Origin of the sequence: Spirosoma agri (genome assembly GCF_010747415.1) — a bacterium.
GTDB classification, from domain to species: domain Bacteria; phylum Bacteroidota; class Bacteroidia; order Cytophagales; family Spirosomataceae; genus Spirosoma; species Spirosoma agri.
On sequence record NZ_JAAGNZ010000001.1, the window covers coordinates 391,997 to 407,801 of the forward strand.

A 15,805-nucleotide genomic window follows, 5' to 3' on the forward strand; every position below is an offset into this window, starting at 1 on the left:
TTCAGGAACGCGGACGGAACCCGCGTCTATGCCAACAAGGTGCGGATTTCGGCCCGCGTTACTAAATTCATTTCAAACAAATCAGCCATGTGTCCCTGAACCCGACCGGCGACCTCAGTCAAGGGTACGGGGTGGCCCAACTCTACTGCCAGCGATGTAACCGCTTTATCGGCAATGCCACAGGGGACAATATGGCCAAAATAACTCAAATCTGTATTGACGTTCAACGCAAAACCGTGCATCGTTACCCAACGGCTTGCTTTTACACCCATCGCACAGATTTTTCGTGGATTTGGCCCGCCATCATAATCGAGCCATACGCCCGTCGAACCGTCAATCCGCCCCGCATTCAGGCCATAATCGGCCATCGTCAGGATAATTGACTCTTCCAGCAAGCGCATATACCGGTGAATATCGGTAAAGAAATTATCTAAATCCAGAATCGGGTAACCGACCAGTTGGCCGGGCCCATGGTAAGTAATATCACCACCGCGTCGGATCTTAAAAAACGTGGCACCAAATTCCTGATTTAGTCGGGCTTCATCGACCAATAAGTTATCCTCATGACCGCTCGTGCCGAGCGTATACACGTGCGGATGCTCGCAGAAAAGCAGGTAGTTAGACGTTGGTTGCTGCTCGGCCGAAGGACGACTTCGATTGAGCAGTTTCTCATTGACGATTGTGGCAAACAGACGCTCCTGCTCATCCCAGGCCGCCTGATACTCAATCAATCCCAATTCCCGAATGTCAACTTGCTTATTGATGCGACTATTCATTGCTTTGCCAAAAAACGGGCTTTCACGTCAGCGTATCCGTCATCTTAACAACAAGAGAAATGCCCGATTTCGTTCGATTCGTACCTTGTAACACACGTAGTCAATGGCCCAACACAACGAAACCGGCAAGCAGGGAGAAGCCGAAGCAGTTCGCTATCTGCAAGACAAAGGCTATGAAATTATGACCCGAAATTACCGTTACCAACACGCCGAAATTGATCTCGTAGCCAGAAAAGGGAAGATTTTGGTTTTTGTAGAGGTCAAAACCCGCAGTAACCTCAGCTACGGAAATCCGGAAGAGTTTGTCTCCTATACCAAGTCCCGGCTCGTGATGAAAGCCGCCGAACACTACGTTTTCGCCCATAATTGGCTGCACGACGTTCGCTTCGACATTGTTGCCGTTACGCTGGCTGGTAGTGAGTTGCGTGTCCGGCATATTGAAGACGCGTTTTATTGATACCGTGATTACTAACTCGACCAGAAGGTGCAGTTTCGTTCATTAAGATTTAATCCAGGTTTCGGTTTTTGCTAAATTATTCTGGTGCTATTAACGTTACTATAAAGCAATTACATTTGATTTCAACCCATTCTATGACGAGAAATTCTTTTACGCGCCCTGCACTGCTTTTTGCGCTTTCAGGTGCGTTATTGCTCACTTCATGCAAGAAAAACAACGATGTTAATCCAGCTACGGGTTCAACCGGTACGTCAGTAACCAGCCCTACTTCAACAAGCCAGGGGGTCAACGACTGGATACTAGCCAACATGCAGTATTACTACCTTTGGAATGATAAAATTCCGGCTAATCCTGACAAAACTCTGGGACCCAAAGAATTTTTCAACTCGCTGCTGTATGACATTACCAACACAGCTAATGTCAACCGGGACCGCTTCTCCTGGATTCGGGAAAGTGCCGAAGAACTAAAAGCTTCATTGGGTGGGCAGTCAAAAACGACGGGTATTCAGTACAGACTCTATTATAAAGACCAATCGAAAACCAATCTGATCGGGTCCGTGCTTTACGTGCTTCCCGGATCACCAGCGGTTGCGGCTGGATTTAAACGGGGAGATATTTTTACGAGTGTGAATGGACAGATACTAACGCTCAGCAATTATGCCGAACTGTTAGCTGCCGACGCATTGACCTTCGGTATGGCTAGTCTTGTCAATGGCGTTCTTACAGAAAATGTCCAGAAAAGGCAGGTGACTCCCGTTGTGTTTCAGGAAGATCCTGTATTGCTCGATACAACCTACACGATTGGTGGCAAAACGGTTGGCTATGTGGTGTACAATCAATTTATTCCCGGCGTCTACAACGGTAGTTCTACGGATAAGACCTTCGACAACAAGCTGGATAATATCTTCAGCAAGTTCAAGCAGAAAGGCGTGAACGAACTGGTACTCGATCTGCGCTACAATCCGGGCGGGTACGTGAGTTCGTCAACGAATCTGGCTAGTCTGATCGGTAGAAATATCGATGCCTCGAAAGTTTTCTACGCCCAGCAGTGGAACGCAACGGTCACCGCAGACAATGACAAAAAGTACGGGTCGGGCTGGAACACGCAGAAGTTTTCCGCAAAAGCTGCTAACATCGGTGGAAACCTGAGCCGGTTGTTTGTGCTGACATCGAACAGTACCGCATCGGCCAGTGAACTGATCATCAATGGCCTTCGTCCGTTCATGACCGTAACGACAATCGGGACCACAACGGTTGGTAAAAATGTCGGCTCGATTACTATTTCTGACGATACAGGTCAGATCAAATGGGGGATGCAACCCCTTACATTCAGGTCGGCCAATGCGCAGGGCTTTTCGGATTATGCGACCGGTTTCGCTCCTACTGTTGAGGTGAAAGAGCCGTCGACGGGCATGAAACCATTTGGCGATCTAACCGAGCCATTGCTGAGTGAAGCCATCTACCAGATTAGCGGAACGCGGACGACGACTCGCCGGGGCGTTGCGAATGCGGCTGTTCTAGTGGATGTGGCTTCCTCGATCGATCAGAAGGCTGGCGGTGGCAATATGTTCCTGGAAAAATCGGGTGAATTGCTTAAATAATACGCCTTCTCCGCTTAATGCAAAAGGGCAATCCATTGGATTGTCTTTTTGCTTGTTATACGAATTCCCGGCAAGGCAAGTTAGGACTTGAAGACGAACAATGGGCCTGGAATGGGCGTTTTTGGATACGACGGGCGTGGCTTTTGAATCTTTATATCCGTAACTTTAGCATCAGCAAGCAGCTACCTACCATGTACGAAAAGAATATAGGTACTAAACAGAAAGCATTACGAATCAACCTGGATCGCCGTATTTACGGCTCTTTTGCGGAGATTGGAGCGGGGCAGGAAACAGCGGCCATGTTTTTTAAAGCCGGTGGTTCGTCAGGTACGATTGCCAAAACTATGTCGGCCTACGACATGACGTTCAGTGATTCAATTTATGGCGTCGAGGAGAGCGGTCGATATGTAGTTGAATCGCGACTCGTCAAGATGCTTAGTAAGGAATATAGTCTGTTAGAGAAACGATTAGCTGAAAAACGTGGTCCCGATACCACGTTTTTTGCGTTTGCCAATACCGTAGTCGCGCTTAATTACCAAAAAACGAATGACGCCCACGGCTGGATCGGCTGCCGGTTTCAGCTGACGCCACAGGGTGGTTACAACGATGTGATCATCCACGTCAGAATGCTGGATACCGAGAATATTTTACAGCAACAGGCGCTGGGTATTATTGGTGTTAACCTGATTTATGGGTGTTACTATTACGCCAAATCACCCGAAACGCTTGTGTTGTCGTTGATGGACGATTTGTTGCCGGAGCGTATTCAGATCGACATGATCCGGTTCAGCGGGACCGACTTCCCCGATGTCGATAACCGGCTAATGAGTCTGCACCTAGTGAAAAACGGGTTTACCGATGCCGCCTTGTTCGGTCCCGATGGTCAGGTGCTACAGCCGTCGGAAGCCCTCTACAAAAAGCATATCCTGGTCATGCGGGGCCGGTTGCGGCCGGTCACGAATGTGCAGATGGACATGATCGAAAACGGCCTGAAGCAATTCGTCGCTGAACCCGATGTAGACGGAAATCGCGTGGTGTCAATGGCCGAGTTAACGCTTCATAACCTGAAGGCCAATGAACAGGGAATCGACGAAAAAGACTTTCTTGATCGGGTAGATATTCTGTGTTCTATGGGCCAGACAGTAATGATTTCCAATTATTTAGAGTATTATAAATTGGTCGCTTATCTGGCTCGTCTTACCCGGTTGAAGATTGGTCTGGTCATCGGTATTCCTAATCTGGAGTACATTTTTGAGGAAGGCCATTACGAGTTTCTACCGGGTGGCATCCTGGAATCGTTCGCGACACTGTTCAGTCGGAAGGTTAAGCTATTCGTATATCCGACGCTGCGTAACAATGCGATTTACAGCTGCAACGAGTTTCAACTGCCACCAACGCTCGAGCCTTTGTTCAATTACCTGTCCCGCAACAACAAGATCGAGGATATTCGTAATTACAACGAGCAGAATCTACATATCTCGACCGACCATGTGCTGGAAATGATTCAGGCGGGGGAGGATGGCTGGGAGCAGATGGTCCCCGACCGGGTGGCAAAGCAGATCAAGGACAATTGTCTGTTCGGCTATCCCTGCGAAGTGGAATATGTACCCATTGGGCAGCAGGTCCGGCAACAGCAGGAGGAGCAGGTTGCCGGTAGTTAAAATGGCGTTTGCCTGGGCTCGCTGATGATTTGGTAAACCCAGTCAAACTTTACACTCATCAATCGTTCCTTCCAGTGAATCATGCTGACCAGTGGCTACTACTCTCCCCAGCTGTCGGGCCACTGTATCAGTATGTTGAGAATAGCCAGATGAAGTCTGACGAACCCGCCGGAATCGCAAACTGGTAATCAGTTATTTATCTCGTCAGACAATGATCACATTGAGCTATGGCGATCACCCGCTAAAACAGCCACTGTATAGCTTATTGCTGTTAACCTGTTGTGTCTCCAAGCTGAAAGTAAAGGGGCTAATTAGGTGTGTTGATCGAGGTAAAAAAATATATACGTATAAATACTTAGTATACAGGCCTAAATGGTTCTTTTTTACCTCAATATTTATCGGTTTACTCCAATTAAAGATAAAATAAGGTAAAAAAAACTGTGTAGTGATTAAAATATAGTCAGTAGAACACTAGTGCTTTCTACTTTATCCTGTGAAACAAAAACAGGATAATTTCATGAAAAAACAATTTACGGGCAAGAGGCCTCTCCATTTGGACGGGGACTCTTTTGTGGAAAATATGGGGCAGGCGCGCGGCAGTACTGTCGGTTTCCTGCTCCTATTTTGCCTTCTTTGTTCGTTTGGGGCATTTGCTCAAACGAAGGTTTCCGGAAAAGTCGTTGATAGTCAGGGGTTAGCACTGCCGGGAGTGAGCGTGCTGGTGAAGGGGACGACGACGGGAACGGTTACAACGGCCGACGGTGACTATACCGTTAACGTGCCAAACAGTAAGTCAACGCTGGTTTTCTCCTATATTGGCTTTACTACGCAGGAAATACCTATAAACGACCGCTCATCCATCAGCATCACCCTTGCTTCGGATGATAAGATGCTGAGCGAAGTCGTTGTCGTTGGGTATGGCGAGCAGAAGAAAGAAACCGTAACGGGTGCTGTAGCTACCGTAAAAGGATCCGATCTGGTTAAGTCGCCAGCCGTGAACCTGACTAACTCGATTGCTGGACGGATGCCGGGCGTTATTGCGACCAACGCTAGTGGTGAGCCTGGCTATGATAATGCGGCCATCCGGATTCGGGGTTCCAACACATTGGGTAACAACGATGCGCTGATCGTTATCGATGGCGTGCCAGCGCGGGCTGGGGGTATCGACCGTTTGAACCCGGCGGATATTGAAAGTATGTCGGTTCTGAAAGATGCGTCGGCAGCGATCTATGGCTCACGGGCGGCTAACGGGGTAATTCTGGTAACGACCAAACGGGGTAAGAGCGGTAAGCCAGAGCTATCGTACAGCTTCAACCAGGGCTTTGGCCAACCAACCGTCATTCCCAAAATGGCGTCAGCGGCTGAATATGCGCAGCTGAACAATGAAATCAACCTGTATAACAACCTGCCTGCGGGGTATTGGAAAGATGCCAATGCCGCCTTCAACACAACGGGAAGTTATACCCGGCCTGACAATGGAACGATCGTTAAAGCTGCTTACTCGCCAGACGACATCAAGAAGTTCCAGGACGGTTCTGATCCTTGGGGACATCCGAATACCGATTGGTTCGGCGCAGCGTTGAAAACCTGGTCTCCGCAGTCGCGGCACACGTTGCAGTTAGTGGGCGGTTCAGAAAATATCAAGTATCTGACTTCCGTCAACTACCAGAATCAGGATGCCTACTACAAAAACTCGGCTACGGGCTATAAGCAGTATGACTTCCGTCTGAACCTGGACGCTAAAATCAGCAAGTATATCAACCTGGTAACAGGTGTTGTTGGTCGTCAGGAAAACCGCTTCTTCCCAACGGTTGGTGCCGGTGATATTTTCCGGATGCTGGCGCGGGGCTATCCAAACAAGCCGGCTTTCTGGCCTAATGGTTTACCGGCTCCTGATATCGAGAATGGCCAACAGCCTGTACTGGTTACGACTAGTGCCACGGGTTACGACCGAGATACCCGGTACTATCTGCAAAGTAATGCTAGCTTGAATGTCACCAACCCCTGGGTACCGGGTTTGAAATTGACGGCCAGTGTCGCCTTGGACAAATACATCCAGCAAGGCAAGCGGTGGCAGACACCCTGGTTCGTCTATAGCTGGGATTATACGTCCTACGATGCAACAACGAAAGAACCGCTTCTCCAGCGTGTGCAGAAAGGGCCAGCTCAGTCGACCCTCAATCAGTATACGAACGATCAGTTCAACTCGCTGCTATCGGGTATCTTATCTTACGACCATACTTTCGGCGCAAGCCATGCCATTACGTTACTGGCTGGTATCACGAAAGAGCAGTCTAACTCAAACGGTTTTTCGGCTTTCCGTCAATACTTCAACTCGACGGCTATCGACCAGTTGTTTGCGGGTAGCCAGACCCAGCAGGTTGCTAACACAACGGCCGCCTGGCAACGGGCTCGTATGAGCTATTTTGGCCGGGCAGCTTACAATTACAAAGAGAAATACCTGGCTGAGTTCCTGTGGCGGTACGATGGTTCGTACATGTTCCCTCGTTCGAGCCGCTGGGGTTTCTTCCCGGGTGTAACGGCGGGCTGGCGTATTTCAGAAGAAGACTTCTTCAAGAAAACGTTACCAGTAGTTAGCTCACTGAAACTGCGGGCATCGTGGGGTCAGTTGGGTAACGACCAGGTGTATTTCAATGGTAATCTGCGCGAGTATGATTATCTGCCAACGTATGCCTATGGTGATGCCGTCAATTCGAACTGGGGTTACGTGATCAACAACCAGGTGGCGCAAACGCTGTACGAAAATGGTGTTCCCAATACGAAGTTGACCTGGGAAGTTGCCAACAACGCGGATATTGGTTTGGAAGGATCGTTGCTGAATGGCAAAGTATTCTTCGAATTTGACGTCTTCCAGAACAAACGGTCGAATATCCTGTGGCGTCAAAGTGCTTCGATTCCGCAAACGACGGGAGCTACCTTGCCCGCTACTAACATCGGGAAGGTTACCAACAAGGGCTATGAGTTCCGGGTTGGCTATAACGGTCAGGCTGGCGAGTTGAAATACAGTGTTAGTGTGAATGGTGGCTATGCGAAAAACACCATTACGTTCTGGGATGAAACGCCGGGTGCACCGGAGTGGCAGCGGTCAACGGGTAAGCCAATCCCCAGCAACGTGAACGATCCGAACCAGCAAAATGGTACGCTTATGTATCAGTACGATGGTATCTTCTCTACGCAGGCCGATATCGATGCCAACAAGCTGGACTACAGTGGTGTTGGAGCTAGCCTACTGCGCCCTGGCGACATGAAGTTGAAAGACATCGATGGAAATGGTAAAATTGATGCAAACGACCGTGTACGGGCCGACCGCAACAACCAGCCTCGCTTCCAAGGTGGTCTGAACGCCAGTGTTCGGTACAAAAACTTCGACCTCAGCATTCTGTTTCAGGGTTCGGCCGGTGGACAGATCTTCCTGCAAACGGAGTCGGGTACTATTGGTAACTTCCTACAGTATAGCTACGATCATCGCTGGACGGTGGACAACCCAAGCACTGTTGACCCACGCATCGTTGACCGCAGCAATCAATACTTCTCCAACGGTACAACCTACTGGCTGAGAAGTACAGATTATGTACGTCTGAAAAACCTGGAGTTGGGTTATTCACTACCAAACACGATTTCGGGCAAAGTCGGCCTGAACAATCTGCGCGTGTATGTGAACGGTCTCAACCTGGCTACGTATGCACCGGCTATGAAAGGTATATACGATCCTGAAGCGACGAGCAGCAGTGGTCAGTATTATCCACAGGCGCGGGTTATCAACGCGGGTTTAACAGTTAGTTTCTAAACGATTAATCAGATTAAGAGTAGTATGAATTATATAACCAAGTGTCTATCGTTTAGCCTGCTGTTGGGCACAACGATGATCGCCTGTAACTCCGATTTCCTGGACACGAAACCGCTCGATAAAGTATCGGGTGACGCTGTCTGGGCCGACCGTGCCCTCTCCGAAGCTTTCGTAACGGATGTGTACAACGGTATCCGGGATGGTTTACTGGATCAGATGAGTTTTGACTGCCAGACCGATAACGCCCTGTATAGCTTTGGCAAACAGGACGTGAACGAAGCAAACGTTAGTCCATCGAACACGGGTACGGTTAAAAGTACGATGGAATGGGGAGCTGTCTACGCTCGAATCCGGGCTGCCAACATTGCCCTGTCGAAACTGGCCAAGCCTACGTTCGATAATAGCGGTGATCTGGCCGGACGGATGCGGGGCGAGATGTACTTTATGCGCGCCTATTTCTACAACCAGCTACTGCGTTATTATGGGGCTGTTCCTATCATCAAATCGGCTTACACGCTGGATGAGGGGGATTTTACGGTTGGTCGTAACACGTACGAAGAGTGCGTCAACGCTATCGTGACCGATCTGGATTCGGCTACAACGCTGTTGAAAGGTCGGAGCATGGCCGCTGGTCGGGCTACAATGGGCGCTTCGATGGCCCTTAAGGCACGGGTTCTGTTGTATGCTGCCAGTGATTTGCACGACATTCCAACGGCTAAGGCCAAGTCGAGTGTCATTGCCAGTTTCGCTAAGCCTGAACTGTTGGGTTACGTGAGTGGCGATCGGACAGCCCGCTGGAAAAAAGCACAGGACGCAGCCAAGGCTGTTATGGACCTGAACCAGTATGGCTATAAACTGAACCTGTCTGCTCCCGTTACGGCTGCCGAAGGTCAGCAGAACTACGTAAACCTGTCGCTGTCGCAGAACGGTGGAGAAGCCGATGGTATTTTCCTGAAATACTACATTCGGGCGTCTAACGACGACTGGGGTTCCTGGTTCCCGCGTAACAACATGCCGAACGGATACCACGGCTGGACATCCAGCGAACCGACTCAGCAGATGGTGGATAACTACGAGATGATGGATGGTACCAAGTTCGACTGGAACAACGCAACCCATGCCGCAGCGCCTTACGAAAACCGCGATCCCCGCTTCTACGCGTCGATCCTGTATGATGGTGCGCAGTGGAAACCCCGTACGCCCGATGGCGCTGGTATCGATCCCGCTGGTCAGATTCAGATGGGTGAATACGAAGTGGGTACCTCGGCTGCTCCAACCAAGTTTTCGGGCTTGGACACGCGGAATAGCACGATCGAAAACTGGAACGGTACCTGGACTGGCTACGCCATCCGTAAGTTTTTCAACACCGACGTTTCTATTGTGGATCAGAACATCCGTCAGGAAATTCCTTCCATCCAGATTCGTTACACGGAAGTTGTACTGAACTACGCCGAAACCTGTTTGATGCTGGGTCAGGAAGCAGAGGCCAAAAAATGGATCAATGCTGTTCGCTTCCGGGCTGGTATGCCAGCCATCACCGAAACGGGTTCTGCGCTGATGACGCGCTACCAGAATGAGCGGAACGTTGAAATGTTTATGGAAGATCAGCGTTTCTACGACGTTCGCCGGTGGATGATCGCGCCAACCGTACTCGGCCAGCAAGCCCGGATCATTGCAATCACGGGTAAACTAAAGTCGGGTAAGTCGGTCACGACCTACAAGTATAGCAAAGACAACTATACCTATACGTACAAAGTACAGGACTTAGGAACGGGTAAAGAGAATCGGAAATGGGCCGATAAGATTTACTTCTTGCCGATCAGCCGGGACGAAATCAACCGGAATAACAAGCTGATTCAGAACCCAGGTTACGAATAGTCGAGTAAGTAATTATTCTTACAAAAAATGTCAGTACTGCTTAGTAAGTACTGGCATTTTTTGTTTTATTTTTGGTATATTTTATTTCTAGAACATTGCGTACCACGACGATTGCCCCCTGGTTTATACTGTTCATAGCGAGTTTTTTCGCACTTGCTGGATGTAACCAGTCCGCCACCGATAAAACCAATACCAGTCCCACATCGCCACTCTTTACCTCGCTTACCCCCGAGCAGACGGGCATCACCTTCGCCAATACACTGACCGAAGGGTTGAACACCAACGTGCTGATGTACGAATATTTCTACAACGGTGGGGGCGTAGCGGTAGGCGATTTGAACGGCGATGGGTTCGATGATGTCTACTTTAGTGGCAACATGGTTCCGAATCAGTTGTACCTGAACAAAGGGAAAGCAGCCCCGATGACATTTACCGATATAACCGCCACTGCTGGCGTTGCCGGTCGGGAAGGACCCTGGCGGACGGGCGTTTCGATGGCTGATGTCAATGGCGATGGACGGCTCGATCTGTTTGTTTGCTATTCGGGCAGTTTACCACCTTTCAAACGAATTCCACAGTTGTTCATCAACGATGGCAGCGATGCGCAGGGCGTTCCTCATTTTTCGGATCAAACGGCGAAATGGGGACTGGATAGACCCGGGCAAACTACGCAGGGTACGTTTTTCGACTATGACCGTGATGGCGATCTGGATTTGTTTCTGCTGAACCATAATCCGCGCCTGTTACCCGTACTTGATCCGGGACCGACGGCATCTTTGCTGAAACAAAGTAATCCGGAAATTGGCGTTCGTCTGTTGCAGAATACTGGTACTCGGTTCAATGATGTTACCGAACGCTCGGGACTAAGCAGTTCCGTGTTGAGTTATGGCCTCGGATTAGGCGTATCGGATTTGAATGCCGACGGATGGCCCGATCTGTACATCTCTAACGACTACACCATACCCGATTACCTGTATCTGAACAACCAGGATGGCACGTTTACGAATCAACTGAAAAACAGCGTTCGACACACATCCCAGTTTTCGATGGGAAACGATGTGGCTGACGTGAATAACGACGCGCGGCCCGACATCATGACGCTCGACATGCTGCCCGAAGATAACCGGCGGCAGAAACTATTGATGGCGCCTGACAATTACGAAAAATTCAATCTGGCCGTGTCGTCTGGATTCCATTATCAGCATATGCGTAATATGCTGCAACTCAATGAAGGTGGTGACGTAAAAGAAGGGAAAACGGTGCCTGTGTTTAGCGAAGTTGGTCAACTGGCCGGTGTGTCGAATACCGACTGGAGCTGGTCGCCCCTGTTGGCGGATTACGATAACGACGGCTGGAAAGATATCTACATTACAAACGGCTACGTCCGCGACTACACGAATCAGGATTTTCTGAAATACATGACCGACTACATGCAAAATCGTCCCGCCAATTTTCGGCGCGAAGATGTGCTGGAACTCGTGCATAAGATACCCTCGTCCAATGTCATGAACTACATGTTTCGCAATCGGGGCGGAGACGGCGAGGTCACATTTGCCAATGCCGGCGCTGACTGGGGATTGACGCAGACGTCGAACAGTACCGGTGCTGCCTACGCTGATCTGGATAATGATGGGGACCTAGATCTGATCGTGAACAATACCAATCAACCCGCCTTTATCTTCCAGAATGAAGCGAATAAGGAGCGTAAACACCATTACCTATCTATAAAGCTTGCGGGGGCGGGAGCCAATACGCAGGGTATTGGCGCGAAACTAACGCTCTACCGGGCTGGAAATCAGCAATATGTTGAACAGATGCCAACACGCGGCTATCAATCGAGTATGTCGCCCCGGCTTCATTTTGGATTAGGCACCGATTCGCGAATCGATTCACTGCGCATTGTCTGGCCAACCGGTAAGCAACAGCTGCTGACAGGTATGAAAGCGGATCAACTGCTGACAGTGCAGGAGAAAGACGCGCTGGAAAATTTTAAAGCCCCGAGAATGGCACCGGCCCTTTTCCGGGAAGTAAAAGCACCGATGGCCTTCGCTGATCCGGTGAATACAGCCAATGATTTCAAGCGGCAAACGCTGTTGGTTAATGCACAGTCATTTAACGGTCCTTGTCTGGTTAAGGCCGATGTAAATGGGGATGGGCGTGAGGATGTCTACGCCGGAGGGAGTGGCGAACAGGCGGGTGCTTTGTTTATTCAACAGGCGAATAATCAGTTCAGTCGATTGGCGCAGCCTGCCTTCGAGGCTGATAAGGCTTGTAACGATGCCGACGCGGTTTTCTTCGATGCCAACGCCGATGGGTTTCCGGATCTATACGTAGGTAGTAGCTACTACAGCGATTGGCTGGCGGACGACCCCCGGTTGCAGGATCGCCTGTATCTGAACGATGGGAAAGGCCACTTTACCAAAAGCCCTAAGGCGTTGCCTGCTCTGTTGATGAGCACGGGCTGCGTGCGCGTTGCCGACGTTAATGGGGATGGGAAACCGGACCTGTTTGTCGGTGGACGCGTGACGCCGGGCCGCTATCCCGAACCGCCCCGCAGCTACCTGTTGATCAATGATGGGCAGGGTAAGCTGCCGCATTTTACGGATAAAACAGCTCAGATCGCGCCAATGCTGGCGCAAATCGGTATGGTTACCGATGCCGCCTGGACTGATCTGAACGCCGATCGCAAACCGGAATTAGTCCTTGTTGGGGAGTGGATGCCCATTACGGTTTTCGGGCTGAACAATGGTCAGTTGACTGACCAGACAAAAACGTACTTAGGAAAAGAATACCGGGGCTGGTGGAATAAACTGTTGATCGACGATTTCAACGGCGATGGCAAACCCGATCTAGTCGTTGGTAACCAGGGGCTGAATACGCAATGCCGAGCCAGCGATCAGGAACCCGCCGAACTCTACTACAAAGACTTCGATAATAACGGCAAGATAGACCCCATTCTGTGCCTGTACGTACAGGGCAAGAGCTATCCACACGCTACCCGCGACGAAATGCTCGAGCAGGTGGGTATGTTGCGCCATCGCTTCACCAACTACGACAGTTATTCGAATGCGACGCTCACCGACGTATTCAAGAAAGAAGAACTGGATGGTGCCAAGCTCCTGACGGCTAACTACTTCAAGACCGCTTATTTCGCCAGTACGCCAGATGGGAAACTAGCCGAAAAATCGCTTCCATTGGCTGCCCAGACAGCTCCTATTTTCACGTTAACGGCACTAGACTACAATCAGGACGGACGAAAGGATTTGCTTTTGTGCGGTAACACAACACAGGCTCGACTGCGGTTTGGCCGGTCAGATGCCAATTCCGGACTTTTGTTGCAGGGCGATGGTCGGGGGGATTTCTCACCTGTGGCGCAGCAGCGAGCTGGTTTCATGTTGTCGGGCGATGTCCGATCGGTGCTACCCGTTGGCAATACATTGCTATTCGGCATCAATCAGCAGCCAGTACGAGCGTACACGGCTCTGAAGTAAGTTGGTAGCGGGTAACGTCTTTTGTACAAGCGATTAAGTAGTCGTCTGACAGGCTGGTTGTAACATAATCAGCGCTTGCGTAGTTTATTTCCATCAGTGCGTCTTTTATCACGTAACTAGGTGGCCATCGTTCGAAATTTACTTAGCAAAGTCTGTCGGTTTGGAAGTCTTTTAGCCGTAACTGCGTCATTTTCTGTGGCGCAGGTGCCCGCATCAGAATGGCCCGATCAGCCGGAAATTTATTTTCCCCAAGCACCCCGTCCCGGTCAGTGGCGTAAGTCACTGGGGGCCGTATTTACAACAACGCCCCCTGAACTGACGGAAGAAGTCCGGGTCAGCGTTCCGGCCATTGATTTTCACCTTCAGCGGGGTTTGTCGAAACATTTTTTTGCGATCAGTCGGCTACAGACGCAGTTTGTGCAAAGCAATCTGGCCCTTGGCCTACGCTGGGTTACGCCCGTAACCGATCGTCTGCATGTAGGCGCTGGTTATGATGTGACGGGCTGGTTTGGTGCCTTGCAGATCAAGGACGTGTTCAATAGCCAGGCTTACGGTATACAGACGTTTCCCAATTTGTCTGTAGGGTATCGACTCACCCGCGATCTGGAAATTACCGTCAAGGGCGAAGCTATCATGGATCTGTACTATCGGTCACAGGTGGGTAGTTTGGCTGTTGTGTACGATCGGCGGCAGGTCAACGGTGTCGCTTTCACGGTTATGCTCGAACAGCCGTTCTATAATAACCGCCACGTGTCGATCGGTTTCCGAGCGGCTTACTCCAACTTCAACTGGCAGCTCTGGTCGCTCTACGATACGTTTGATCGCAATTTGCTTTATCCCCAACTCATCTTCGGCTTTATCCTGTGATACGATCCATTTATCTTCTAGCAAGCTTAGGAGCGCTGCTCTTTTTCGGGTGCCGAAAAGAATATGAGGCACCTGTGCCCTATTCCTTCGCGGATCAGGCTGGTTCCGGTAAGTTCACACCGTCCACCCGGCGGGCCATTGAAGGCGTTTACCGCGTGACGGACGGGAACGGGGATTTTGGTGATCAGGTTGCGTTGAAGTGGACCTATACCCATGTCGGCACGGACACGACGCATTACCTGTCTATCTTCACCGGGACGGATGCGGGTTATTTTAATCTGGAAATCAATACACAAGCGGATAGTCTGGCAATGGCGGGCTACTGGCGGAAGTTGGTCAATACAAAAACGGGTATTACTCGTCTGGCTGTTCAAGTTCGGCATTCGGGAGCGTTAAAGCCATTTACGGGTAATAATCTGGTGGAGGGCGATACGCTGGTTGTCAATGGCGTTTATGGCAATCAGGAAGCCGCACCCACCCAAAAGCTAACGCTTACTTACAATAGACCGCTCAACCCAAGGCCATTTGCTATTATGGCCCACCGGAGTGGTGGACGAACATCGGATCTGCTACCGGCGTCTGAAAATTCGGTCGAGATCATCAAACTGGCCTCCCGGTTAGGAGCGACGGGTATCGAAATCGATGTGCGTTATACGAAAGACGGCGTACCTATTCTTTACCACGACAACACGCTGAATTTAAGGCTGATCCGTAAAAACGGACTGGCCGGACCAATCGAAGATTATACCTATCAGCAACTGAACACGTTGATTCGTCTTGTTAACGGCGAAAAAATCCCGACGTTGGAGGAAGCGCTGGAAACAGTTGTCAACAACACATCGTTAAATTTCGTCTGGCTCGATACGAAATACATTGGTTCGATGGATCGGGTGCAAGCTATTCAGCAAAAATACCGGCAACTGGCAATCCTAGCCAAGCGTGATCTGCGCATCGTGATTGGTTTGCCAACAACCGACGCGGTTGATCAGTACAATGCCCTGAAGAACAAAGAAAACACGCCCATCCTGTGTGAACTGGACACGTCGATAACCCGAGGTCTTGGGGCCAGGATTTGGGCTCCGCGCTGGACACTGGGCCCGCAAACCGACGAAGTGAAAGCGATGCAGGCGGAGGGAAGAACGGTGTTTGTCTGGACGCTCGATGAGCCTGAGTTTATCCGGGAATTCATTGCTGAAAATACGTTTGACGGTATTCTGTCAAATTATTCACCGGTTGTTGCTTACTATCACTACGTAGATCAATAGT

General features: G+C 50.1%; 9 protein-coding genes. 8 read left to right on the forward strand and 1 reads right to left on the reverse strand.

The genetic code is table 11. From position 1 onward, the window contains the following. Positions 1-26 precede the first annotated feature (26 nt). Positions 27-776, reverse strand: coding sequence for a lipoyl(octanoyl) transferase LipB (gene lipB, locus GK091_RS01670; protein ID WP_164034895.1), 750 nt, complete (start codon positions 774-776; stop codon positions 27-29). Between the two features lie 103 nt (positions 777-879). Between lipB and GK091_RS01675 the strand changes: the two genes are divergently transcribed. From GK091_RS01675 to GK091_RS01710, 8 genes are all read left to right on the forward strand, one after another. Beyond that, on the forward strand, positions 880-1,233 hold the full coding sequence (locus GK091_RS01675; protein WP_164034896.1) for a YraN family protein: 354 nt from the start codon (positions 880-882) through the stop codon (positions 1,231-1,233). A 134-nt stretch (positions 1,234-1,367) separates the two neighbouring features. Beyond that, complete coding sequence (locus GK091_RS01680) at positions 1,368-2,834, forward strand: S41 family peptidase (RefSeq protein ID WP_164034897.1); 1,467 nt, start codon at positions 1,368-1,370, stop codon at positions 2,832-2,834. Between the two features lie 191 nt (positions 2,835-3,025). Beyond that, positions 3,026-4,495 carry a TonB-dependent receptor gene (locus GK091_RS01685; RefSeq protein WP_164034898.1) on the forward strand — a complete coding sequence of 490 codons (1,470 nt, stop codon included), beginning with the start codon at positions 3,026-3,028 and terminating at the stop codon, positions 4,493-4,495. A 580-nt stretch (positions 4,496-5,075) separates the two neighbouring features. After that, complete coding sequence (locus GK091_RS01690; RefSeq protein WP_394351871.1) at positions 5,076-8,303, forward strand: SusC/RagA family TonB-linked outer membrane protein; 3,228 nt, start codon at positions 5,076-5,078, stop codon at positions 8,301-8,303. 24 nt (positions 8,304-8,327) lie between these two features. Further along, positions 8,328-10,181, forward strand: a complete 1,854-nt coding sequence (locus tag GK091_RS01695; protein ID WP_164034900.1) for a RagB/SusD family nutrient uptake outer membrane protein — start codon at positions 8,328-8,330, stop codon at positions 10,179-10,181. Positions 10,182-10,276: 95 nt separating this feature from the next. Continuing rightward, a complete protein-coding gene (locus GK091_RS01700; protein WP_246202115.1) occupies positions 10,277-13,672 on the forward strand; it encodes a VCBS repeat-containing protein in 3,396 nt (1,131 codons plus the stop codon). 195 nt (positions 13,673-13,867) lie between these two features. Beyond that, positions 13,868-14,539, forward strand: coding sequence for a hypothetical protein (locus GK091_RS01705; RefSeq protein WP_317166261.1), 672 nt, complete (start codon positions 13,868-13,870; stop codon positions 14,537-14,539). A gap of 74 nt (positions 14,540-14,613) precedes the next feature. Next, entirely contained in the window at positions 14,614-15,804 is a 1,191-nt protein-coding gene (locus GK091_RS01710; protein ID WP_317166262.1) for a glycerophosphodiester phosphodiesterase, read from the forward strand. Position 15,805 lies beyond the last annotated feature (1 nt).

Excerpts from the sequence above, each read along its gene's own strand:
- GK091_RS01680 (WP_164034897.1), top strand. The coding sequence starts at position 1,368 with ATGACGAGAAATTCTTTTACGCGCCCTGCACTGCTTTTTGCGCTTTCA.
- GK091_RS01695 (WP_164034900.1), top strand. The coding sequence starts at position 8,328 with ATGAATTATATAACCAAGTGTCTATCGTTTAGCCTGCTGTTGGGCACA.
- GK091_RS01685 (WP_164034898.1), top strand. The coding sequence starts at position 3,026 with ATGTACGAAAAGAATATAGGTACTAAACAGAAAGCATTACGAATCAAC.
- GK091_RS01675 (WP_164034896.1), top strand. The coding sequence starts at position 880 with ATGGCCCAACACAACGAAACCGGCAAGCAGGGAGAAGCCGAAGCAGTT.
- lipB (WP_164034895.1), bottom strand. The coding sequence starts at position 776 with ATGAATAGTCGCATCAATAAGCAAGTTGACATTCGGGAATTGGGATTG.
- GK091_RS01690 (WP_394351871.1), top strand. The coding sequence starts at position 5,076 with ATGGGGCAGGCGCGCGGCAGTACTGTCGGTTTCCTGCTCCTATTTTGC.